Origin of the sequence: Teredinibacter haidensis, from assembly GCF_014211975.1 — a bacterium.
Taxonomy (GTDB): Bacteria; Pseudomonadota; Gammaproteobacteria; order Pseudomonadales; family Cellvibrionaceae; genus Teredinibacter; species Teredinibacter haidensis.
Genome location: NZ_CP060084.1, coordinates 1,931,378 through 1,951,810, shown reverse-complemented (window position 1 = coordinate 1,951,810; position 20,433 = coordinate 1,931,378). Strand labels below are relative to the sequence as shown.

The following is a 20,433-nucleotide window of genomic DNA, read 5'->3' as shown; positions in this document are numbered from 1 at the left end:
CCAACTCATCTAATCATAAACTTTAGGCAAAGACGTATGATCAAGATCCGTCGCGGATTGGATTTACCTATCACCGGGGCCCCCCGGCAATCCATAGAAGATGGCCCTTCGATTCGTTCTGTTGCTGTTGTAGGCTTCGATTATCACGGTATGAAGCCCACTATGGCAGTTCAGGCAGGCGATAAGGTTAAAAAAGGGCAACTCCTGTTTACCGATAAAAAAACTGAAGGTGTTCGCTATACGGCTCCGGCTTCTGGAACAGTAGCTGCGGTAAATCGCGGTTACCAGCGTGTGATGCAATCGGTGGTTATCGATATTGAAGGCAATGAAAGTGAGACTTTCGCAAGTTACGCAGAAGCTGAGCTGGCTTCTTTGGCGCGAGAGAAAGTTGTCGATAATCTGGTTGACTCCGGATTATGGACTGCTATTCGTACTCGCCCATTCAGCAAGGTTCCTGCGATTAATGCTGTGCCTGCCGTTATCTTCGTCAGTGCTATGGATACCGCTCCTCTGGCCGCTGATCCTGCGTTGATCGTTAACGAACGCCCGGAAAGCTTTAAAAATGGCCTTGCCGTTTTGTCTCGTTTGACCGAAGGCAAGCTGTTTGTTACTCACGCCGAGGGGGTATCAATTCCCCAGGCCGATCTAAGTAATGTTGCTTACGAAGCTTTCGGCGGTGTTCATCCTGCGGGTAATGTTGGTACTCATATTCATTTTCTTGCTCCTGTCAGTGCCAATAAGGTTGCCTGGACAGTGGGGTATCAGGACGTGATGGCGATGGGCGATTTATTTACCACCGGCGAACTGAATACCGATCGTGTTATTTCACTGGCTGGGCCTCAGGTTGAAGATCCCCGCTTGGTTCGAACCCGCGTGGGTGCCAGCTTGGAAGAGTTGACGGCCGGTCAAATGAAAGCCGGAGAAAATCGTACGATTAGCGGTTCAGTCTTTGGTGGACGTAATGCGTACGGCCCAGCGGCGTTCCTGGGGCGTTACCACAACCAGGTGAGTGTGCTGCTGGAAGGTACCGAGCGCCCATTTATGCACTTTGTGGTTCCGGGTTTTGACCGGTTCTCTACGCTGCCTATTTACATTTCAAGCTTATTTAAAGGCAAAAAGTTTGATTTCACTACCTCGGCGAATGGTAGCGAGCGGGCCATGGTACCAACCGGTTCTTATGAAAAGGTTATGCCACTGGATATTCTGGCAACGCAGTTGCTGCGTGCGTTGATTGTGGGTGATGCTGAACAGGCCCAAAAGCTGGGCTGTTTGGAATTGGATGAAGAGGATCTGGCCTTGTGTACTTTTGTTTGCTCTGGCAAATATGAATACGGCCCCATTCTTCGCGATAACCTTACGCTTATCGAGAAGGAGGGTTAATCGATGAAGTTGTTACGTAATCTTTTAGATAGTGTCGAGCCGCATTTTCACAAAGGCGGGAAACTGGAAAAGTGGTACGCGCTCTATGAAGCGACAGATACCCTGCTATTCCAACCAAACGACGTGACCAAAACAACCGCTCATGTACGTGACGGTATCGATCTCAAGCGGGTGATGATTACCGTTTGGCTGTGCGTTTTTCCGGCCATGTTCTACGGCATGTACAACCTTGGTTGGCAGTCCAACACCATTCTTGCCGAAATGGGAGCGACATCCATTGAAGGTTGGCGTGGCTTTTTGATTGCTCTGCTGGCAGGTCATGACCCCGCCAGTATCTGGGATAACTTTATATACGGCGCTGTCTTCTTCTTGCCGATCTACATCATGGTCTTTGCTGTGGGTGGTTTCTGGGAAGTGTTGTTTGCCATGAAGCGTGGCCACGAGATCAACGAAGGTTTCTTTGTGACCTCTATCCTGTTTGCGCTGACCTGTCCTCCCGATCTGCCGTTGTGGCAAGCCGCAATTGGTATCAGCTTTGGTGTAGTGCTGGGCAAAGAAGTCTTTGGAGGTACGGGTAAAAACTTCCTCAATCCGGCACTTACCGGTCGTGCATTCCTGTTTTTCGCTTATCCGGCATCCATGTCTGGTGACGGTGTCTGGACGGCCGTTGACGGTTACACCGGTGCCACGGCTTTATCCATGGTCGCGCAGCAGGGTATGGATGTCCTTCAGTCTCAGATGAGCTGGTTCGACGCCTTCTTCGGCAAAATGCAGGGTTCTATTGGTGAAACTTCAACGCTGGCGATCATTGTTGGTGGCGGTGCTCTTGTCGCAACCGGCATCGCTTCGTTGCGCATTGTGGTGGGAGTCATTATCGGCACCATTATCACAACACTGATCTACAACGCTGTCGGGAATGCCGATTCCAACCCTATGTTTGCCATGCCTTTCTGGTGGCACATGGTTCTGGGAGGCTATGCCTTCGGTATGTTCTTTATGGCGACTGACCCGGTTTCGGCTTCTATGACGAATGCGGGTAAATGGTGGTTCGGGGGCTTGATCGGCTTTATGGTCATTACCATCCGAGTGGTTAACCCAGCCTTCCCTGAAGGTATGATGCTAGCGATTTTGTTTGCGAACTTGTTTGCACCGCTCATTGACCACGTTTTTGTTCAGTCCAATATTAAGCGGAGGTTAGCTCGTGGCTAATAACGATACGATTAAGAAGACCATTACGGTTGCATTGCTGCTGTGTATCGTGTGTTCGGTAGTAGTGTCCACTGCATCCGTGGTGCTGAAGCCCGCTCAGGCGGCTAACAAATTGTTGGATTTCAATCGCAATATTCTGGCGGCTGCGGGATTACTGGAAGAGAGTAAAAGTGTTGATGAGCAATTTGCTCTAATCGAAACCAAAATTGTCGATTTGACGACCGGTTCGTTTAGCGAAGCCATCGACGTTTCTGCTTTTGACCAACGAAAATCAGTTAAAGATCCTGCGTTGTCTGACTCGCTTAGCTCCGAGGATGATATTGCCGGTTTATCCCGGCGGGAGAAATTTGCCAAAGTTTACCTGGTAAAAGGCGATTCTGGTCTTGAAACCGTGATTCTGCCTATTTCGGGTTACGGGCTTTGGGGCACTATGTATGGTTTTCTGGCCGTGGGTTCAGATATGAACACGGTTGTTGGTCTGGGTTTCTACGATCACAAAGAAACTCCTGGGCTGGGAGCTGAAATTGATAACCCTCGATGGAAGGCCTTATGGTCGGGCAAGAATATTTACGCAGTCGATGGCAGTGTAAAAGTGTCGGTCATTAAAGGTAGTGTTGCTCCCGGTAGTCCTGGTGCGCAGTACAAGGTCGATGGTTTGTCTGGCGCAACCCTTACTAGCGTGGGTGTCGACAATATGATGAAGTTCTGGTTGGGTGAGAACGGCTATGGGCCATTCCTCAATAAGCTGAAAGCGGGAGAGGCCTAAGCCATGAAAATAAAAGACCTTTTATTGAAGCCCATTCTGGATAACAACCCCATCGGGTTGCAGATCCTCGGGATTTGTTCCGCACTGGCGGTAACAAGTAGCATGAAAGTAACCATGGTTATGTGCGTTGCTCTGACCGTCGTTGTAACGTTTTCCAACCTGTTTGTATCGATTATTCGTCGTCACATACCCAACAATATCCGCATTATTGCGCAGATGACCGTTATTGCCTCCCTGGTGATTCTGGTGGACCAGGTGTTGAAGGCTGTGGCCTACGATATAAGTAAACAGCTGTCCGTATTTGTGGGTTTGATTATTACCAACTGTATCGTTATGGGGCGTGCGGAAGCCTTCGCTATGAAAAACCCACCGCTGCAGAGCGCTTTGGATGGTTTTGGTAATGGCTTGGGCTACAGCGCTATGCTGATCGCTTTGGCAGTTGTGCGTGAGCTCTTTGGTGGTGGTGCTTTGTTTGGTATCGAGATTATGCAAACGGTAAACAATGGTGGCTGGTACGATCCAAACGGTATGTTGTTGCTACCTCCGAGTGCCTTTTTCTTGATTGGTTTGTATATCTGGGCTATTCGCGCTTACAAACCAGCGCAGAACGAAGCAGCCGATTTTAAAATTGCTCCCAATACTAAACCTGGGGAGGCCCTGTAATGGAAGAGCTGATTTCGTTATTTGTTCGTTCTATTTTCATTGAAAATATGGCGCTCGCATTCTTCCTGGGGATGTGTACTTTTCTAGCGGTTTCCAAAAAAGTGGAATCGTCATTCGGGTTGGGTGTTGCCGTTATCGTGGTGCAGGTCATTACTGTTCCCGTTAACAATCTGTTGTACACCTACTTTCTTGCCGACGGTGCACTGGCCTGGGCCGGTTTGCCAGACGTGGATTTGAGCTTCCTCGGCCTGATCACCTATATCGGTGTTATTGCTGCTCTCGTACAAATTCTGGAAATGTTTCTGGACAAGTATGTACCGGCTCTCTACAACGCTCTGGGCGTATTCTTGCCACTCATTACGGTTAACTGCGCCATTCTGGGGGGTTCGCTGTTTATGGTCGAGCGCGACTATAGCTTTAGTGAGAGTGTTGTCTTCGGCGCTGGCTCCGGTGTGGGTTGGGCATTAGCGATTACCGCTTTGGCAGGTATTCGCGAAAAGATGAAGTACAGCGATGTACCCAAAGGGCTGGAAGGCCTGGGCATTACCTTTATTGTGGTTGGCCTGATGTCTCTGGGCTTTATGTCTTTCGGCGGCATTTCACTGTAACCAGCGAGGAAACTTAAGAACATGAGTATAGAAATCATCCTTGGCGTGATCATGTTCACCGTAATCGTGCTGGCGCTCGTGGCAATTATCCTCGGCGCTCGTTCTAAGCTGGTGAATTCTGGTGACGTAACAATCGAAATTAATGGTGAGAAAACCATTACGGTTCCTGCTGGCGGCAAATTGCTACAGACGCTGGCAGCCAACAATCTGTTTCTTGCCTCTGCCTGTGGTGGTGGTGGTACCTGTGCCCAGTGTACGTGTAAGGTGACTGAAGGCGGTGGCTCTATGCTACCAACAGAAAAGTCGCACTTTACCAAACATCAGGAGCGTGAGGGCTGGCGCCTGAGCTGCCAGGTGGCGGTTAAAGAAAACATGAAGGTAGAAGTGGACGAAGAAGTGTTTGGCGTGAAGCAGTGGGAATGCACTGTTGAATCCAACCCTAACGTTGCAACTTTTATTAAAGAGTTAACCTTAAAATTGCCGGAAGGGGAAAGTGTAGATTTCCGTGCGGGCGGTTACGTTCAACTGGAGTGTCCTCCGCACCATGTAAAGTATTCTGATTTCGATATTGAAGAAGAATACCGCGGTGACTGGGAGAAGTTTGGGCTGTTTAAGTTTGAGTCGAAAGTAACGGATACAACCGTTCGAGCCTATTCGATGGCAAATTACCCGGAAGAGAAGGGTGTTGTGAAGTTCAATATTCGTATTGCTACGCCACCTCCCGGCTCACAGGGTATACCGCCTGGTATTATGTCCTCCTACGTTTTCGACCTAAAACCCGGCGACAAGATTTCTGTGTATGGCCCTTTTGGTGAGTTTTTCGCTAAAGATACCGATGCTGAGATGGTATTTATTGGTGGTGGTGCAGGCATGGCGCCAATGCGTTCCCACATCTTTGATCAGCTGCGTAGGGTTAATACCAGTCGTAAAATGTCTTTTTGGTATGGTGCGCGCTCAATGCGCGAAATGTTTTACCAAGACGAGTACGATGAGCTGGCAGCCGAGAACGAAAACTTTACTTGGCACATTGCTCTATCTGATCCTCAGCCAGAAGATAACTGGACGGGTATGACAGGGTTTATTCACAATGTCTTGTTAGAAAATTATCTAAAAGAGCATCCCGCGCCAGAGGATTGCGAGTTCTATATGTGTGGGCCTCCCATGATGAACTCTGCGGTTATCAAGATGTTGAAAGATCTTGGTGTTGAAGATGAAAATATTATGCTCGACGATTTCGGTGGTTAATGTTCTCAACTATGCGTGTCTTAATTAAAGCCACTAGCAAAGCGAGCCCGGTTTACCTGGTCTCGCTTTGTTTTTTTCTGGTGGTGGCGTGTGCTCCTGAGCAGGACCGGGTTTATCGCCTGGAAGGGCGTACTATGGGCACCACTTATCACATTACAGCGGTGGTAAAGCCCGGCGTAGCGGTGGGCGAAAATACACTGCAAATTGAAGTCGATAAAGTGTTGGAAGACATCAACCAAGTTATGTCGACCTACATTGCCGATTCGGAATTATCATTACTGAATCAAGTGTCGGTTAATCAGCCAACGGTTGTCTCTCAGCCGCTGTTCAATATCTTACAGTTAAGCCGGGAGATCAGCGCGCTTTCCGGAGCCGCTTTTGATATCACTGTGGGCCCTTTGGTTAACCTCTGGGGTTTTGGTCCTGAAGCAAGGGAAGACAAACAACCGGATGAAAACCTACTGGCACAGGCCAAAGCTCGAGTTGGCTACAAAAATATTCAGCTGGACGCCGAAAGGCTACAGGTAAGCAAAACCGTTGACGTCGCAATTGATTTGTCGGCGATTGCCAAAGGATATGGTGCCGATGTTATCGCAGAGCTGCTTGAAGGTTATGGCATTGTTGATTACATGGTGGAAGTTGGTGGAGAGATCGCTCTAGCAGGTGAGAGCCCAAAAGGCGTTGGTTGGCGGATTGGTGTAGAGCAGCCCTCATTGGCTCAAACAGGTGTTGCGCAGGCGATATCGGTTCCCAAAGGGGGGATAGCGACCTCTGGGGATTACCGTAATTATTTTGAGGTGGATGGTCGCCGGTTCTCCCATACCATAGACCCCAAAACGGGCTATCCGATTACCCACAGTCTGGCATCCGTGACGGTAATTGCTAAAACAGCAGCGGAAGCCGATGCCCTTGCTACGGCTATCAATGTCTTGGGGCCGGAAGCTGGGTATCAACTGGCGGTTGATCATAAGTTCGCCGCTTATTTTATTATTCGACACAAAGACAGCTTTGTAACAAAAGCATCGCCTGAGTTTGATCAGTATCGAGTTAAATTATGATTGTTTATGTATTGTCGTTTTTAGTGTTAGTGTTGGTTGTCACCGGGATGGCAGTGGGTGTTATTTTCAGTAATAAGCCTATCAAAGGTTCCTGCGGTGGTTTATCGGCTGTCGGGATTGATGGCGAATGCGAAATTTGCGGTGGTGATCCACAGAAATGTGATGAAGAGCAGGAGCGCCGAGAAAAAGAAGAAAGCGAAACGATAAAGGAAGACCTCGCCTACGACGCGACGCAAACGAAAAAACAATAATTATTAAAGGGGAATAACAGCCGACATGGCCGATTACGAATATGACCTGTTAGTGATAGGAGCCGGCCCTGCCGGTGAATCTGCGGCGATGGCCGCAGCAAAAAATAATCTAAAGGTTGGTGTTGTCGAAGCGCAATCTTTGCTCGGAGGGAATTGTACCCACAGAGGTACGATTCCCTCAAAAGCGTTGCGCAATGCTGTTAAACAAGCCATTCGTTACAAATCTCACCCCTTATTTCGGCATATAGCTGACAATCAGCCCCTCACGTACCCGCGCATTCTCGCGGCAGCTTCGGAAGTGATCCCAAAGCAAGTACGTTTACACACCGAATTTTTTAGTCGTAACCGAATTCAAGTCCATGCGGGTACAGCAAAATTTGTTGCCGAGCATGAAGTTGAGGTGAGTGACGAGCAGGGCGCGCGCGATACGATAGTGGCAAAAAATATTTTGATAGCGACCGGCTCTCGCCCCTATCATCCAGACAATATCGATTTTTCACATCCGCGTATCTACGACAGTGATTCGATTTTGGACATGCAATATACACCACGCACATTAATTATCTATGGTGCTGGTGTTATTGGCTGCGAATACGCATCAATCTTTTCCGGTTTGGGATTAAAGGTCGATTTGATTAATGGGCGCGAGCGCTTATTATCCTTCCTCGATGATGAAATCAGCGATGCACTCAGCTACCACCTGCGCAATAACGGCGTCATGGTTCGCCACAATGAAATCCACGAGTCTATCGACTGCTCTCAGCTTGGAGTGACACTCAACCTCAAATCTGGCAAGCGTATTCGAGCCGATGCCTTGCTCTGGTGTAATGGTCGAAGCGGTAATACCGATAGTTTGGGGCTGGACGCTATTGGTCTGGAAGCTAACCACCGTGGTCAGATTGATGTCGATAAGCAATATCGCACCAAAATTGAACATATTTACGCGGCGGGTGATGTTATTGGCTGGCCCAGCCTAGCCAGTGCCTCGTATGATCAAGGTCGTTCAGTTGTTGATGCGGTGCTTGGCCGTGAAGTCCGTTTTGTCGAAGATGCGCCGACCGGCATTTATACCCTTCCAGAAATTAGTTCAGTGGGTAAAACCGAAATTGAGCTAACTGCCGCAAAAGTTCCATATGAAGTTGGCCGTGCATTTTTTAAAGATACCGCTAGGGGCCAAATAAGTGGTGAAGACGTGGGAATGCTAAAAATTCTTTTCCACATTGATACGCACGAAATACTAGGTATTCATTGTTTTGGTGCCGAAGCATCGGAAATAGTACATATTGGTCAGGCAATAATGGATCAACCCGGCAAGGCCAATAATGTCGATTATTTTGCCAATAGCACCTTTAACTACCCAACCATGGCAGAAGCCTATCGCGTCGCGGCGTTAAATGGATTAAATCGAGTCAATAGAAGTTAAGGGATATAGGCTTCAAATATGGTGCCAGAGGCTGGATTAAAGTATAAAAGCCAATGGGCTTTTTCCCTTTCTAGCTTCGTCGAGGCGGGGCTTGTTCTAATTGCGGTGTGATTAGTTGAACCGGGATGCCGTTCTAGCGGAGCCTAAACACCACATACGAAAAAGCCCCACCCGAAAGGGCGGGGCTTTTTCGTATGTGGTACCAGAGGCCGGACTCGAACCGGCACGCTTTTAAGGGCGGGGGATTTTGAATCCCCTGTGTATACCAATTTCACCACTCTGGCATAAATTCCGTCTACTCTCACAGCAGAGGCGCGAGATTATAACAGCGCTTTTTGCGGGGTCAACTCTTTCTATCAAGAGCAGGCATGGAAAAACCCGAGAATTTCCATTAATCTTGCCGCCCGCTGTAATTAACGAATATTGACCGGTACCCCATGCAACGCCAAGATTTTCATTACGAGCTTCCCGATACATTAATTGCACGCCAGCCTGCGCAGGAAAGGCGTGGTAGTCGCTTGATGGTGCTTGCAGGCGCTAGTGGGGCCATAAGCCATAAGGCCTTCACTGATCTTCTGCAGCAGGTGGAAGCGGGTGACTTGATGGTGTTTAACGATACTCGAGTGATTCCCGCACGGCTTTTCGGTCGAAAAGCCAGTGGCGGCAAGCTGGAGATTTTGGTTGAGCGGGTGACAGGTGACGATCGTATACTCGCCCATGTTCGCGCAAGTAAATCACCTAGGGCGGGTAGCACGATTGTACTGGAAGACGAAACGGAGTTGACGGTGGCCGGTCGTCAAGGTGCTTTGTTTGAGTTGCTTTTTCCCTCAGAGCAGCCAGTTCTAGAGGTGCTGGAGCGCCTCGGTCATATGCCTTTGCCCCCCTATATCGATCGCCCGGATGAAGAAACGGATAAAGAGCGCTACCAGACGGTATACGGTAAGCATAAAGGTGCCGTCGCCGCGCCCACCGCTGGGTTGCATTTTGATGATGAATTATTTGAGCAGTTGAAAGATAAGGGCGTACAGATAGCCTTTGTGACGCTGCATGTGGGCGCGGGTACGTTTCAACCCGTGCGGGTAGACGATATTTTTCAGCACGAAATGCATTCGGAGGTGATGGCGCTTTCAAGCGAGGTCTGCGAGCAGGTAAAACAAACCAAAGCGGCGGGTAAGCGGGTGATTGCCGTTGGAACCACCAGCGTACGCTGCCTTGAAACGGCTGCGGCCTCCGGCGAAATCCAGCCCTTTCAGGGCGATACCAATATTTTTATTTACCCTGGTTATCGGTTTCGGGTGATCGATGCGTTGGTTACCAATTTCCATTTGCCGGAATCGACGCTGTTGATGCTAGTTTCGGCTTTTGTTGGGTATCGCAATACGATGAAGGCCTACCAGCAGGCGGTAGCGGAACAGTACCGCTTTTTCAGCTATGGCGATGCTATGTTTATTACTCACAATCCTTCGGCTGTCGACGAAACTGTCGGCGGTTGATCAACTCCCAAGGCCGAGCTTCCCATGACTGACTCTTTTATGAAATTTGAACTGGATACCACCGACGGTGTGGCTCGTCGCGGGCGACTGAAGTTCCCCAGAGGCGTGGTCGAAACGCCGGCTTTTATGCCGGTGGGAACCTACGGAACGGTAAAAGGCATGATGCCGCGGGAGATAAAAGAAATTGGTGCGCAGATTATTCTGGGTAACACCTTTCACTTGATGCTTCGCCCCGGTACTGAAGTCGTTAAGGCTCACGGAGATCTGCATGATTTTATGCAGTGGGATGGGCCGATTCTCACTGATTCCGGTGGTTTTCAGGTGTTCAGCCTCGGTGATATTCGCAAAATTACGGAAGCGGGTGTTAAGTTCCGTTCACCGATTGATGGCAGCGAAGTATTTTTGGATCCGGAGAAAGCCATTCAGGCTCAGCGTGACCTGGGTTCAGATATTGTGATGATTTTCGATGAGTGCACACCATACCCAGCCACAGAAAAAGAAGCTCGCGATTCCATGGAGCTGTCCCTACGCTGGGCCAAGCGCAGTAAAGATGCCCATGAGGGTAACCCCTCGGCGTTATTTGGAATTATTCAGGGCGGCATGTACGAAGGCCTGCGAACAGAATCTCTGAATGGTTTGAAAGATATTGATTTTGACGGTTACGCCATTGGTGGGCTTTCGGTGGGTGAACCCAAGGCCGATATGATTCGTATCCTCAACCACCTTTCAGACAAAATGCCTGCAGATCGGCCACGCTATCTGATGGGCGTAGGTAAGCCGGAAGATATTGTCGAAGCGGTATGCAGTGGTATCGATATGTTCGACTGCGTTATGCCTACTCGCAATGCCCGCAATGGTCACCTGTTTACCCGTACAGGTGTAGTTAAAATTCGCAATGCCAAGCATCGTTATGATACGGGCCCGTTGGATACCCGTTGCGATTGCCATACGTGTCAGAACTTCAGCCGTGCTTACCTGCATCATTTGGATAAGTGTGGGGAAATTCTGGGAGCTCAGCTCAATACCATTCACAATTTGCGTCATTATCAAACCGTTATGCGGGAGTTGCGGGATGCGATTGCTAATGGCTGTTTGGAAGACTACGTGGCTGAATTTTATGATCGACAGGATAAGGTGCGTTTTAGGTTGTAGGCTGGCGTTGTACGCACCGAAACTCAACGAAAAACGATCAATGAGGTGCGGATTGGGTTCCTTAATTCGTGCCCCAACTCATACAAAATATGCCCTGGTGAAATCCCTTTCCCTTGAAACTTGATCTTAGTGTGCCCATTTACGGGTAAGCTGGCGCGATTCCGGGTATAATTCGCCGCCTTTAAATTACAACAAAAACGTTCTGTTTCCTGGACCACATCATGAATCGTTATCCCATCTGGAAGAATTTACTCATTCTGGTCGTTGTTGTCGTAGGTTTTTTCTACGCATTGCCTAATATTTACGCACCCGATCCAGCCATTCAAATTTCTGGCTCTTCCGCGGCATTGGAAATCACCGAGGGTGATCTACAAAAAGCGGAGGCCGTTTTAACAGAGCAGGGTATTGATTACTTTGGTGTGGAGTTCGATAAGAGCAACGGCCTGATCCGACTGCGCCAGCAGGACGATCAGTTAACCGCTCAGCGAAAAGTTCAGGCGTCGTTAGGTAATGATTTTGTCGTTGCCGTTAACCTCGCGCCAACCACTCCCGAGTGGCTACTGAACATAGGTGCCGGACCGATGAAGCTGGGCCTGGACTTGGCAGGCGGTGTTCACTTCTTGCTGGAGGTGGATACGCCGAAGGTGCTGGCCGAAGAGATGGAGAGCATCGAGTCCTACATTAACAAGCATATCCGCAAAGAGCGCATGCGCGGTGTGGATGTTCGCGTACGGGATAACCTTGTTACCATTGAAGCGGCTTCAGATGAGCAGCGCGTAGCATTAACCTCCATGCTGCGAGCCGATCTGAGCGAGCTCCAGTACGAAAAAGTAGATGAGGGTGGCAAATACCTGATTCGTGCCAGTTTGAGTGACACCTATATCCGCGAGAAAGAGGATTATGCTGTTACACAAAACTTAACCACGCTACGCAATCGTGTGAACGAAATTGGTGTGGCTGAGCCAATGGTCCAGCGTCAGGGGCGCAATCGGATTGTAGTGGAGCTACCGGGGATTCAGGATACTGCTCGCGCCAAGGCGGTAATTGGCAAAACGGCGAACCTGGAGTTCCGTTTGGAAGCCGATGCCGCTACGTTGGCTTCCCAACGTGAAAGTTATCCTATGAGGGATGATCGACAGCAGCGTTTGTACGGCGATGCGACGATTGAGAAGCGCCCGATTGTGACTGGACAGAACGTATCCAATGCTCAAGTTGGCTACGATCCAGATACGAGCCTGCCGCAGGTGAGTATCACCCTCGATAGCCAGGGTGGAACCTTGATGCACCGCGGTACTCGCGAAAATATCAAGCGTCGGATGGCAGTGCTCTTTATCGAATACAAAACTGAAACCAAGCGTAGTATTGACGAAAACGGTGAAGAGAAAATTACCTATACGCAAACTCCCGAGTCCAGCATTATCAGTCTGGCAACGATCCAAAGCGCGCTGGGTAAAAGCTTCCGCATTACTGGGCTGGAAAACCCCCAGGCAGCATCTGAGCTGGCGCTGTTGTTGAGAGCCGGTGCGCTTGCCGCCCCCATGGGGTTTGTCGAAGAACGAACCATTGGTCCATCTTTAGGCGCTGAAAATATATCTCAGGGTGTTAAATCTGTACAAATTGGCTTGGCGTTGGTGTTGCTCTTTATGTTGGTGTACTACCGGGCTTTTGGCTTCGCGGCCAATATTGCTCTGGCCTTTAACCTGGTATTGCTAATTGCTGTTATGTCCATTTTCGGCGCCACTCTGACCATGCCGGGCATTGCTGGTATTGTACTAACAGTGGGTATGGCGGTGGATGCCAATGTGTTAATTTTCTCTCGTATTCGGGAGGAACTGGAAAATGGCGTACCGCCACAAACAGCCATTAAGGCCGGTTTTGACCGTGCCTTTGAAACCATTCTGGATGCCAATATCACCACCTTTATCGTCGCTATTATTCTTTATGCGATTGGTTCGGGCTCCGTGAAAGGCTTCGCTGTAACTCTGGCTATAGGTATTGTGACGTCCATGTTTACCGCCATTATGGGCACCCGAGCAATTGTAAACCTGATATACGGCGGTCGTCGTGTACAGAAACTCTGGATTTAATTGGCCTGAATAAAGAGAACGAAAATGAGCGATAAAAAAGTGATTAATTTTATGGGCCAACGCAAACTTGCCGGAGTCCTATCGATTTTATTGGTAATAGCTTCTATCGCGGTGTTGTCGGTAAAGGGCTTGAGTTTTGGTCTGGATTTTACCGGTGGTACGCTGATCGAAATGCATTACCCCGAAACAGCAAACTTGACAGATATTCGCGCAGAGCTGCGAGAACAGGGTTACCCCGGCGCAATTGTGGCCAACTTCGGTACCGACCGCGATGTCGTTATTCGTATTAAGTCCGATGGGGCCAAGGTAGGAGATGCCATTGCGGCAAGCTTGGCTTCTGCGTACAAAGGTGATGGCATCGTGCAACGCGAGCGTATTGAGTATGTTGGTTCTCAGGTGGGCGAAGAGTTTTTGAACGACGGTGGATTGGGTTTGTTATTCGCGCTGTCAGTTGTAATGGCCTACGTTGCGTTGCGTTTCCAGTTTAAATTTTCGGTCGGCGCTGTTACGGCTCTGGCTCACGATGTGCTGATTGTGCTGGGGCTCTTCTCCGTTATCGAATTGGATTTCGACCTGACCGTATTGGCAGCGGTTCTTGCGGTAATTGGTTACTCTCTAAACGATACAATTGTTGTTTCCGACCGTATCCGAGAGAACTTCCGTAAGGTGCGTAAGACAGCATCTATCGATATCATCAATATTTCCTTGTCGCAAACTCTGGGTAGAACTCTGATAACCTCTTTAACCACACTATTGGTGTTGTTAGCGCTTTTCATCGTGGGTGGTGAACTCATTCACAACTTCGCCTTGGCGTTGATTTTAGGTGTGGTTGTGGGAACATACTCCTCTATATACGTTGCGGCGAACGTACTGCTGGTAATGGGTATATCGAAAGATGATTTGATTGTGATCGATAAAGAGGGTGACGACCAGGAAACGCTTATCCCGTAACAGGTTTTCGTTATACGAAAAGCGGGTTCGGCCATTGTCGCTCCCGCTTTTTTTATGTCTGACAGTGAAGGATTCTATAACTGGGTGAGGTTTAATTTTTGTTCTGGGTGAATCTGGGTTCGCACAGAGAAGGCGCTTTATGCGGAAGGAGCGGCTTTAGTGGTAGTGGGTGGCTGCGCTCGAGCGTGCCAGAATCACCGAGAAGTAAAAACAACTCGGCGATGCTTTTTCTCGCTTTCACGGCTAATGCTTCAATGTTTTCGCTCATTTGCCACTTACATTCGTTACGGGTTTCTTAATTGTAGCGCTTAGCCGGAATTGCTCACGCCTATAGAGATATTTATTCTAAACTGAATGGTAAACGCCTCAATCATGTATAAAAACTGCGGAAGTCTTATTAGATGAATTGGTTTAAAAGAGCGGGAATATCGAAGGCTGACATATCGGACTCAGCGGCTTATGAGTTTCGACAGAAAATTAGCTCCTTGGAGAAAAATGTTGCTAGCTATGAGCGTATTTTTCGTGGGAGTAGCCATGGATATGCTTTTTTGGATTGGGATGTTAACCGTTTTTGTCTGGATTGGGTTGGTAGTTTCTGGTCCCATCTGGGGTATGCCGAAGCCGATATGGTGCATATTTCTAGTGCTGAGACGTTTATGGAATACGTGCACCCAGACGATAAGAGCAAGCTGAACAGTGCTGTACACGCACTGCTGCGTGGCTTGGGGCTTGGTGAAGCCATTTTTCGCATTCGTAAAAAGCGCGGTGGACATATTTGGGCCGAAGTGCGTGTCGAGGTTGTGCGGGATCAGAAGGGGCGTGTGCGGTATGTGTCCGGGGTGGTCTATGACATAACCAAGCTGAAGCAAACTGAGCAGGCGCTGCTCATTAGTGAGGCTCGCCACGCCCGGATTCTGCAATCCTCCAATGATGGTATATGGGAGTGGTCGGCGGAGCACGGGGGGTTTCATTTTTCCAGCCGTTGCTGGGAGCATCTGGGGTATTCGGAACACGACGATCTTGTGAATCAGGGTATTGATCGAATGCAAGCTTGGCGAAAGCGTATTCACGAAGAAAATCTCTCTATTTTTGATAACGCCTTAAAAGAACATGTTCGTGAGAAAACACCCTTCGACATTGAATACCGCATACTCGGAAAAGATAATGAGTGGCGATGGATTCGCGCCCGAGGGCAAATGGCTTATAGCGATGAAGGTAAAGCCACGCGGATGTCAGGAACAAACATGGATATCACTCAGGTTAAGCGGGCAGAAGAGCGTGTGCTAAAAGCCAAGGAAGATGCCGAATTAGCCAATCGTGCAAAATCTGATTTCCTTTCGAGTATGAGTCACGAATTGCGTACACCGCTAAATGCGATTCTCGGTTTCGCACAATTGTTCGACCTGGACAAAACTCTTTCATTGGAGCAGCAAACGAATGTTGCTGAAATACAGCAGGCAGGCGAGCATCTACTGCAGTTGGTAGGGGATGTGTTGGACCTTGCAAAAATTGAGTCCGGCCGAATGGGTTTTTCATTGGAGCCTGTAGCTCCAGTGCGACTGTTAAAGGAAGTGGTAATGTTGATCCAGGCTCAAGCGGATATCAAAAACATCAGTGTTCAGCTCGAAGCGAATGGGTTGGAAGAAAAAACCATTATCGCAGATGCTGTTCGGCTCAAGCAGATACTGCTTAATTTGGTGAGTAATTCGGTGAAATATAACCGCGATTTCGGAAAGGTTATTATTGGTTGTCAGTTGGGTGATGGCGATGTGCTACGGGTCTCGGTTCGGGATACGGGAAGAGGTATTCCGGATAAACTGCAAAAGCAGTTGTTCCAACCCTTTAATCGATTGGGGGCTGAAGCCACCAATATAGTGGGTAGTGGTGTAGGTTTAGTGATTACCAAGCAGCTGGTTGAGCAAATGAAAGGAGCCATTGGTTTTGTCAGTAAGGAGGGTGTGGGTAGTACTTTTTGGGTAGAATTTCCAATATACCACGGCCAGCCTATCGAGCAGTTGGCCGATCAATATGACCGGACCCCTTCGGAATTAAGTAGCGAAATTCCGGATATGCTGGTTACTGAAAATAAACGTATTCTCTATGTTGAAGATAACCCTCCAAATCAGCGATTAATGAAACAATTACTCGTGCGTTATCCAAACCTGGAGTTGGATCTTACGGGCGAACCTCTGCGCGGTATTTTTATGGCCCGCACCACAAAGCCCGATTTAATTATTATGGATATTAACTTGCCGGGCATGGACGGCTTTGAGGCGTTGGAAGTATTAAAACAGGATGAGTCTACTAAGGATATTCCGGTTATCGCGTTGACTGCTAACGCGATGGTGCATGATATTGAAAAAGGACGGGCCAGCGCTTTTGACTTTTATCTAACCAAGCCGCTGGATCTGAAGCAGCTTATTGATGTGTTTAATGAGTTGTTACTGTAGTGGTATTCGATAAAGAATTTATCTGATCTAAAAACAAAAAAGCCCGGTAACATTAGCCGGGCTTTTTTGTGGAGGTTTCTGGTTGCTTAATAAACATTGCTCAAATGTTTGCCCACAATCTGTAGCAGGGGTTTAAACACCTTCGGTGTACCACACACCAAGTGACCTGTTTCTAAATAATTACTGTCGCCTTTAAATCCACTGAGTAAGCCGCCGGCTTCTCTTACCAGTAAAATACCGGCAGCCATATCCCAGGGTTTTAAATTCATTTCCCAGAAACCGTCAAAACGGCCAGCGGCTACATAAGCCAAGTCAAGAGCTGCTGAACCGGGGCGACGGATGCCCGCAGTCTGGCCAGCGATTTCACGCAGGCAGCCCAGATATTCGTCTATATGCTCTAGTGCAAATCCGTTAAAGGGGAGGCCGGTTCCAATTAGCGCTCCGTCCATGCCTCGGCGGTCGGTTACGCGAATTCGGCGACCATTGAGCATGGCGCCCCTGCCGCGGCTGGCGGTAAATTCTTCGCGTTTAATCGGGTCGAGAACAACAGCGTGCTCCAGCTGGCCTCTGTATTTACAGGCGATGGATACGGAAAACTGGGGAATACCGTGGATAAAGTTGGTGGTGCCATCCAGAGGGTCGATAATCCATTCGTAATCGCTCTCTTCGGCGCCCGAAACACCGGATTCCTCACCGATAAATTTGTGATCAGGGTAGGATTTGCTCAGGTGATAAATTATCTCCTGCTCCGATTTGCGATCTACCTCGCTAACGTAATCGTTGCGGCCTTTTTCTTCAATGTTGATCAAATCGAGGCGCTCGAATGACTGTTCGATCATGTCGCCAGCCTTGCGGGCTGCTTTTAACGCGATAGTGAGCATGGGTTCCATAGTGGCATCTCTGGACGGGTGGAAATTTAAAAGAACGTTCTGTCCGCTGAACGCGGCGCGCGCGATTATAGCAGTAGGGCGGCAGCAGAATCTATTCTGAAGGTGGCTGCTCTGGTACACTGCGCGCCTTTTCCGGCGTACAGCCCGTTTTCCCGAAGATTATTTCCATGAATGAACAACGTTTTCAGCAAATTCGTATGGTGATGGTGAATACCACTCACCCCGGTAATATTGGCGCTGCGGCGCGAGCAATGAAAAATATGGGCTTGTCTGAGCTCTATTTGGTCGATCCAAAAGAGTATCCGGCAGAAAAAGCCGTTTGGCGTGCCGCTGGTGCTATCGATGTACTGGAGAATGTTAAAGTTGTGGCAACCTTGGATGAAGCCATTGCCGACTGCGGCTTGGTTGTGGGTACGAGTGCTAGAGAACGTCGAATCCCCTGGCCATTGGTAACCCCTCGAGAGTGTGGTGACCGCTGCTGGTTTGAAGCCGAAAAACATCCGGTGGCGGTTGTGTTTGGCCGAGAGGATCGCGGTTTGACCAATGAGGAGCTGCACAAGTGCAACTACCATGTACATATTCCAGCTAACCCCGATTACAGCGCTTTGAATATTGGGGCGGCTCTGCAGGTTATCTGTTACGAAATACGTATGTCTTACTTAAGCGCGAAAGAGGGTAAGGCGCCTCACTTTGAGGAATGGGATCAGCCGCCGGTTAAAAATCAGGCGTTGGAGCATTATTACGAACACTTACAGGAGACTCTGGTCAAGCTGGATTTTCTTGACCCGGGCAACCCCAGGCAGACGATGACGCGGTTACGTCGTTTGTTTAACCGTACCCGTTTGGATCAGATGGAGTTGAACATTCTGAGGGGGATGCTCACATCCATCCAGAATTATATTTATCACACCGATAAAAAGCTGGAACCACCGAAGAGTGACAATGGGTAATAACCTAGTTGTTTGCTGGGTTAAATAGTTGACTAAATTAGTGGGGTATTGAATAATGGTGCCATCTCAACGATGAGGTCTGTACTATGCGATTAACCACTAAAGGCCGCTACGCGGTTACTGCAATGCTGGATTTGGCGCTGCACGCTCAGCGTGGCCCCGTCAGTTTGGCTGATATTTCCAAGCGTCAGGGTATTTCTTTATCATACCTTGAGCAGCTTTTCGCGAAGTTGCGTCAAAATACATTGGTATCCAGTGTGCGTGGACCGGGTGGTGGTTACCGGTTGAGCCGCGAGTCGGCAGGCATTTTTGTCGCCCAGATTATTGATGCTGTCAATGAATCTATTGATGTTACCAGTTGTGGTCGTGAAGGTGATTGCCATAACGGTGAGGTCTGCCTAACCCACTTTTTGTGGTGTGACTTAAGCGAGCAGATCCACGACTTTTTAAGTGGGATCAGCCTCCAGAGCCTGGTAGATCGGCAGGATGTGCAAGAGGTCGCTCAGCGACAGGAGGGACGTGATGCTCCTGCTCCGATTGAGTCGAACATTGATACCCTATTAACGGCTTCTCACATCGGAAGCTAAGCAGCGTTTGCGTCAATCCATTCGCAAGCCGTTTGCTGAAAAATTGGTTGAAGTAAGTTGATGCAAAAGCCCGTATATCTTGATTACGCTGCAACCACACCGGTAGACCCGGGTGTGGCAGAGGCCATGTTTCATTGCCTTACCCGCGAGGGCAATTTTGGCAATCCGGCGTCCCGTTCCCATGTCTATGGCTGGAAAGCTGAAGAGGCTGTCGAAAACGCGCGTGCTCAAGTGGCTGAATTGCTGGGAGCTGACCCCCGAGAGATTGTCTGGACCAGTGGTGCAACCGAGGCCAATAATCTGGCAATTAAAGGTGTCGCGCTGGCTAACCTGCAAAAAGGCAAGCACCTAGTTACCTCTCAAATCGAACACAAGGCCGTGTTGGATGCATTTAAATATCTGCAAACACAGGGTTTTTCAGTTACGTATATCAAGCCCAATATTGAGGGTAGGGTAGATCCGGCGGATGTCGAAGCTGCCATTCAGCATGATACAACGCTGGTTTCTGTTATGCATGTCAACAACGAAATCGGCGTGATTAACGACATTGCTGCGATTGGTCGTCTGTGTAAATCAAAAGATATTTTTTACCATGTAGACGCGGCGCAGAGCGCGGGTAAGTTAGCGATAAACTGTTCTGCGCTGGATGTGGATCTGTTGTCGTTGTCGGCTCATAAGTTTTATGGCCCCAAGGGTGTGGGTGCACTTTACATAAAACGTCAGTCGCAGGTACCTATTGAAGCTCAAATACATGGAGGTGGGCACGAGAGAGGGATGCGCTCCGGCACTCTACCAACCCACCAAGTTGTTGGTATGGGGTTAGCGGCAAAAATAGCTCAGAAGCAACTGGGTGAAGATAATGCTCGTATACTCTCTTTACGAAACCGCTTTTTACGTGGTTTTTGCGAGCTTAGTGATTGGCAGCTTAATGGCTCACTGGAAAATCGGGTGGCGGGTAATGCCAATATAAGTTTTGCTTATGTGGATGGTGAAACGCTTTTGCTGTCCTTGCGGGAGCTGGCCGTTTCAACGGGCTCGGCTTGCACTTCTCTCAGCGTGGAGCCATCTTATGTGCTCAAAGCGTTGGGGTTGAATGATGAGCTGGCACACAGCTCTATTCGTTTCAGTCTCGGACGTTATACAACCGAGGATGAGGTGGATTTTGCAGCGCAAACGGTTGTAAGCACAGTGAACAAATTACGAGAAAACTCACCTCAGTGGCTTGCCGAGCTAAACGCTCGGGCGAGTGTTTAGTTTCTAGATTTTTGGC

At 48.9% G+C, this 20,433-nt stretch carries 18 protein-coding genes and 1 tRNA gene; 17 read left to right on the top strand and 2 right to left on the bottom strand.

Annotated elements, in window-relative coordinates; translation table 11 throughout:
* Positions 1–36: 36 nt before the first annotated feature.
* Genes H5715_RS07680 through sthA form a run of 9 tightly spaced genes read left to right on the top strand, consistent with a single transcriptional unit; the run spans position 37 to position 8,603 of the window.
* On the top strand, positions 37–1,380 hold the full coding sequence (locus tag H5715_RS07680) for a Na(+)-translocating NADH-quinone reductase subunit A (RefSeq protein WP_075185258.1): 1,344 nt from the start codon (positions 37–39) through the stop codon (positions 1,378–1,380).
* Positions 1,381–1,383: 3 nt separating this feature from the next.
* Positions 1,384–2,589, top strand: a complete 1,206-nt coding sequence (locus tag H5715_RS07675) for an NADH:ubiquinone reductase (Na(+)-transporting) subunit B (RefSeq protein WP_075185259.1) — start codon at positions 1,384–1,386, stop codon at positions 2,587–2,589.
* Entirely contained in the window at positions 2,582–3,355 is a 774-nt protein-coding gene (locus H5715_RS07670; RefSeq protein WP_075185260.1) for a Na(+)-translocating NADH-quinone reductase subunit C, read from the top strand. The genes H5715_RS07675 and H5715_RS07670 overlap by 8 nt, the downstream gene beginning before the upstream one ends.
* Before the next feature lie 3 nt (positions 3,356–3,358).
* Positions 3,359–4,018 carry an NADH:ubiquinone reductase (Na(+)-transporting) subunit D gene (locus H5715_RS07665; protein ID WP_075185261.1) on the top strand — a complete coding sequence of 220 codons (660 nt, stop codon included), beginning with the start codon at positions 3,359–3,361 and terminating at the stop codon, positions 4,016–4,018.
* Positions 4,018–4,626: an NADH:ubiquinone reductase (Na(+)-transporting) subunit E gene (nqrE, locus tag H5715_RS07660; RefSeq protein WP_075185262.1), complete on the top strand. Its 609-nt coding sequence runs from the start codon at positions 4,018–4,020 to the stop codon at positions 4,624–4,626. The genes H5715_RS07665 and nqrE overlap by 1 nt, the downstream gene beginning before the upstream one ends.
* 21 nt (positions 4,627–4,647) lie before the next feature.
* A complete protein-coding gene (nqrF, locus tag H5715_RS07655) occupies positions 4,648–5,871 on the top strand; it encodes an NADH:ubiquinone reductase (Na(+)-transporting) subunit F (protein ID WP_075185263.1) in 1,224 nt (407 codons plus the stop codon).
* Positions 5,872–5,882: 11 nt separating this feature from the next.
* The gene (locus H5715_RS07650; RefSeq protein ID WP_246434734.1) at positions 5,883–6,929 is read left to right on the top strand and encodes an FAD:protein FMN transferase; all 1,047 of its coding nucleotides are present in this window, start codon (positions 5,883–5,885) and stop codon (positions 6,927–6,929) included.
* Positions 6,926–7,180: a (Na+)-NQR maturation NqrM gene (gene nqrM / locus H5715_RS07645; RefSeq protein ID WP_075185265.1), complete on the top strand. Its 255-nt coding sequence runs from the start codon at positions 6,926–6,928 to the stop codon at positions 7,178–7,180. Before H5715_RS07650 ends, nqrM begins: the two co-directional genes overlap by 4 nt.
* A 25-nt stretch (positions 7,181–7,205) precedes the next feature.
* Positions 7,206–8,603: a Si-specific NAD(P)(+) transhydrogenase gene (gene sthA / locus H5715_RS07640; protein WP_075185266.1), complete on the top strand. Its 1,398-nt coding sequence runs from the start codon at positions 7,206–7,208 to the stop codon at positions 8,601–8,603.
* A 197-nt stretch (positions 8,604–8,800) separates the two neighbouring features.
* On the opposite strand, the gene H5715_RS07635 is transcribed toward sthA, so the two are convergent.
* Positions 8,801–8,887: transfer RNA gene (locus H5715_RS07635), tRNA-Leu, on the bottom strand.
* Between the two features lie 153 nt (positions 8,888–9,040).
* Here H5715_RS07635 and queA point away from each other — a divergent pair.
* From queA to H5715_RS07610, 5 genes are all read left to right on the top strand, one after another.
* On the top strand, positions 9,041–10,096 hold the full coding sequence (gene queA / locus H5715_RS07630) for a tRNA preQ1(34) S-adenosylmethionine ribosyltransferase-isomerase QueA (RefSeq protein ID WP_075185267.1): 1,056 nt from the start codon (positions 9,041–9,043) through the stop codon (positions 10,094–10,096).
* A gap of 39 nt (positions 10,097–10,135) precedes the next feature.
* Positions 10,136–11,248, top strand: a complete 1,113-nt coding sequence (tgt, locus tag H5715_RS07625; RefSeq protein WP_075185367.1) for a tRNA guanosine(34) transglycosylase Tgt — start codon at positions 10,136–10,138, stop codon at positions 11,246–11,248.
* A 221-nt stretch (positions 11,249–11,469) separates the two neighbouring features.
* Positions 11,470–13,335, top strand: coding sequence for a protein translocase subunit SecD (gene secD / locus H5715_RS07620; protein ID WP_075185268.1), 1,866 nt, complete (start codon positions 11,470–11,472; stop codon positions 13,333–13,335).
* Positions 13,336–13,359: 24 nt separating this feature from the next.
* Positions 13,360–14,286, top strand: coding sequence for a protein translocase subunit SecF (secF, locus tag H5715_RS07615; protein WP_075185269.1), 927 nt, complete (start codon positions 13,360–13,362; stop codon positions 14,284–14,286).
* Between the two features lie 401 nt (positions 14,287–14,687).
* Positions 14,688–16,736, top strand: coding sequence for a PAS domain-containing protein (locus H5715_RS07610; RefSeq protein WP_075185270.1), 2,049 nt, complete (start codon positions 14,688–14,690; stop codon positions 16,734–16,736).
* Between the two features lie 86 nt (positions 16,737–16,822).
* Here H5715_RS07610 and H5715_RS07605 read toward each other — a convergent pair whose 3' ends face one another.
* Positions 16,823–17,626, bottom strand: a complete 804-nt coding sequence (locus H5715_RS07605; RefSeq protein WP_075185271.1) for an inositol monophosphatase family protein — start codon at positions 17,624–17,626, stop codon at positions 16,823–16,825.
* Positions 17,627–17,793: 167 nt separating this feature from the next.
* Between H5715_RS07605 and trmJ the strand changes: the two genes are divergently transcribed.
* The 3 genes from trmJ to H5715_RS07590 all read left to right on the top strand — a co-directional run bounded on the left by trmJ (position 17,794) and on the right by H5715_RS07590 (position 20,417).
* Entirely contained in the window at positions 17,794–18,576 is a 783-nt protein-coding gene (gene trmJ / locus H5715_RS07600; RefSeq protein ID WP_075185272.1) for a tRNA (cytosine(32)/uridine(32)-2'-O)-methyltransferase TrmJ, read from the top strand.
* A gap of 86 nt (positions 18,577–18,662) precedes the next feature.
* On the top strand, positions 18,663–19,163 hold the full coding sequence (gene iscR, locus H5715_RS07595) for a Fe-S cluster assembly transcriptional regulator IscR (protein WP_075185273.1): 501 nt from the start codon (positions 18,663–18,665) through the stop codon (positions 19,161–19,163).
* A gap of 60 nt (positions 19,164–19,223) precedes the next feature.
* Positions 19,224–20,417, top strand: a complete 1,194-nt coding sequence (locus H5715_RS07590) for an IscS subfamily cysteine desulfurase (protein WP_075185274.1) — start codon at positions 19,224–19,226, stop codon at positions 20,415–20,417.
* Positions 20,418–20,433 lie beyond the last annotated feature (16 nt).

What these genes read in the sequence shown, in the direction of transcription:
- H5715_RS07680 (WP_075185258.1), top strand. Translation starts at nt 37, where the DNA reads ATGATCAAGATCCGTCGCGGATTGGATTTACCTATCACCGGGGCCCCC.
- H5715_RS07675 (WP_075185259.1), top strand. Translation starts at nt 1,384, where the DNA reads ATGAAGTTGTTACGTAATCTTTTAGATAGTGTCGAGCCGCATTTTCAC.
- H5715_RS07665 (WP_075185261.1), top strand. Translation starts at nt 3,359, where the DNA reads ATGAAAATAAAAGACCTTTTATTGAAGCCCATTCTGGATAACAACCCC.
- nqrE (WP_075185262.1), top strand. Translation starts at nt 4,018, where the DNA reads ATGGAAGAGCTGATTTCGTTATTTGTTCGTTCTATTTTCATTGAAAAT.
- nqrF (WP_075185263.1), top strand. Translation starts at nt 4,648, where the DNA reads ATGAGTATAGAAATCATCCTTGGCGTGATCATGTTCACCGTAATCGTG.
- H5715_RS07650 (WP_246434734.1), top strand. Translation starts at nt 5,883, where the DNA reads ATGCGTGTCTTAATTAAAGCCACTAGCAAAGCGAGCCCGGTTTACCTG.
- nqrM (WP_075185265.1), top strand. Translation starts at nt 6,926, where the DNA reads ATGATTGTTTATGTATTGTCGTTTTTAGTGTTAGTGTTGGTTGTCACC.
- sthA (WP_075185266.1), top strand. Translation starts at nt 7,206, where the DNA reads ATGGCCGATTACGAATATGACCTGTTAGTGATAGGAGCCGGCCCTGCC.
- queA (WP_075185267.1), top strand. Translation starts at nt 9,041, where the DNA reads ATGCAACGCCAAGATTTTCATTACGAGCTTCCCGATACATTAATTGCA.
- tgt (WP_075185367.1), top strand. Translation starts at nt 10,136, where the DNA reads ATGAAATTTGAACTGGATACCACCGACGGTGTGGCTCGTCGCGGGCGA.
- secD (WP_075185268.1), top strand. Translation starts at nt 11,470, where the DNA reads ATGAATCGTTATCCCATCTGGAAGAATTTACTCATTCTGGTCGTTGTT.
- secF (WP_075185269.1), top strand. Translation starts at nt 13,360, where the DNA reads ATGAGCGATAAAAAAGTGATTAATTTTATGGGCCAACGCAAACTTGCC.
- H5715_RS07610 (WP_075185270.1), top strand. Translation starts at nt 14,688, where the DNA reads ATGAATTGGTTTAAAAGAGCGGGAATATCGAAGGCTGACATATCGGAC.
- H5715_RS07605 (WP_075185271.1), bottom strand. Translation starts at nt 17,626, where the DNA reads ATGGAACCCATGCTCACTATCGCGTTAAAAGCAGCCCGCAAGGCTGGC.
- trmJ (WP_075185272.1), top strand. Translation starts at nt 17,794, where the DNA reads ATGAATGAACAACGTTTTCAGCAAATTCGTATGGTGATGGTGAATACC.
- iscR (WP_075185273.1), top strand. Translation starts at nt 18,663, where the DNA reads ATGCGATTAACCACTAAAGGCCGCTACGCGGTTACTGCAATGCTGGAT.
- H5715_RS07590 (WP_075185274.1), top strand. Translation starts at nt 19,224, where the DNA reads ATGCAAAAGCCCGTATATCTTGATTACGCTGCAACCACACCGGTAGAC.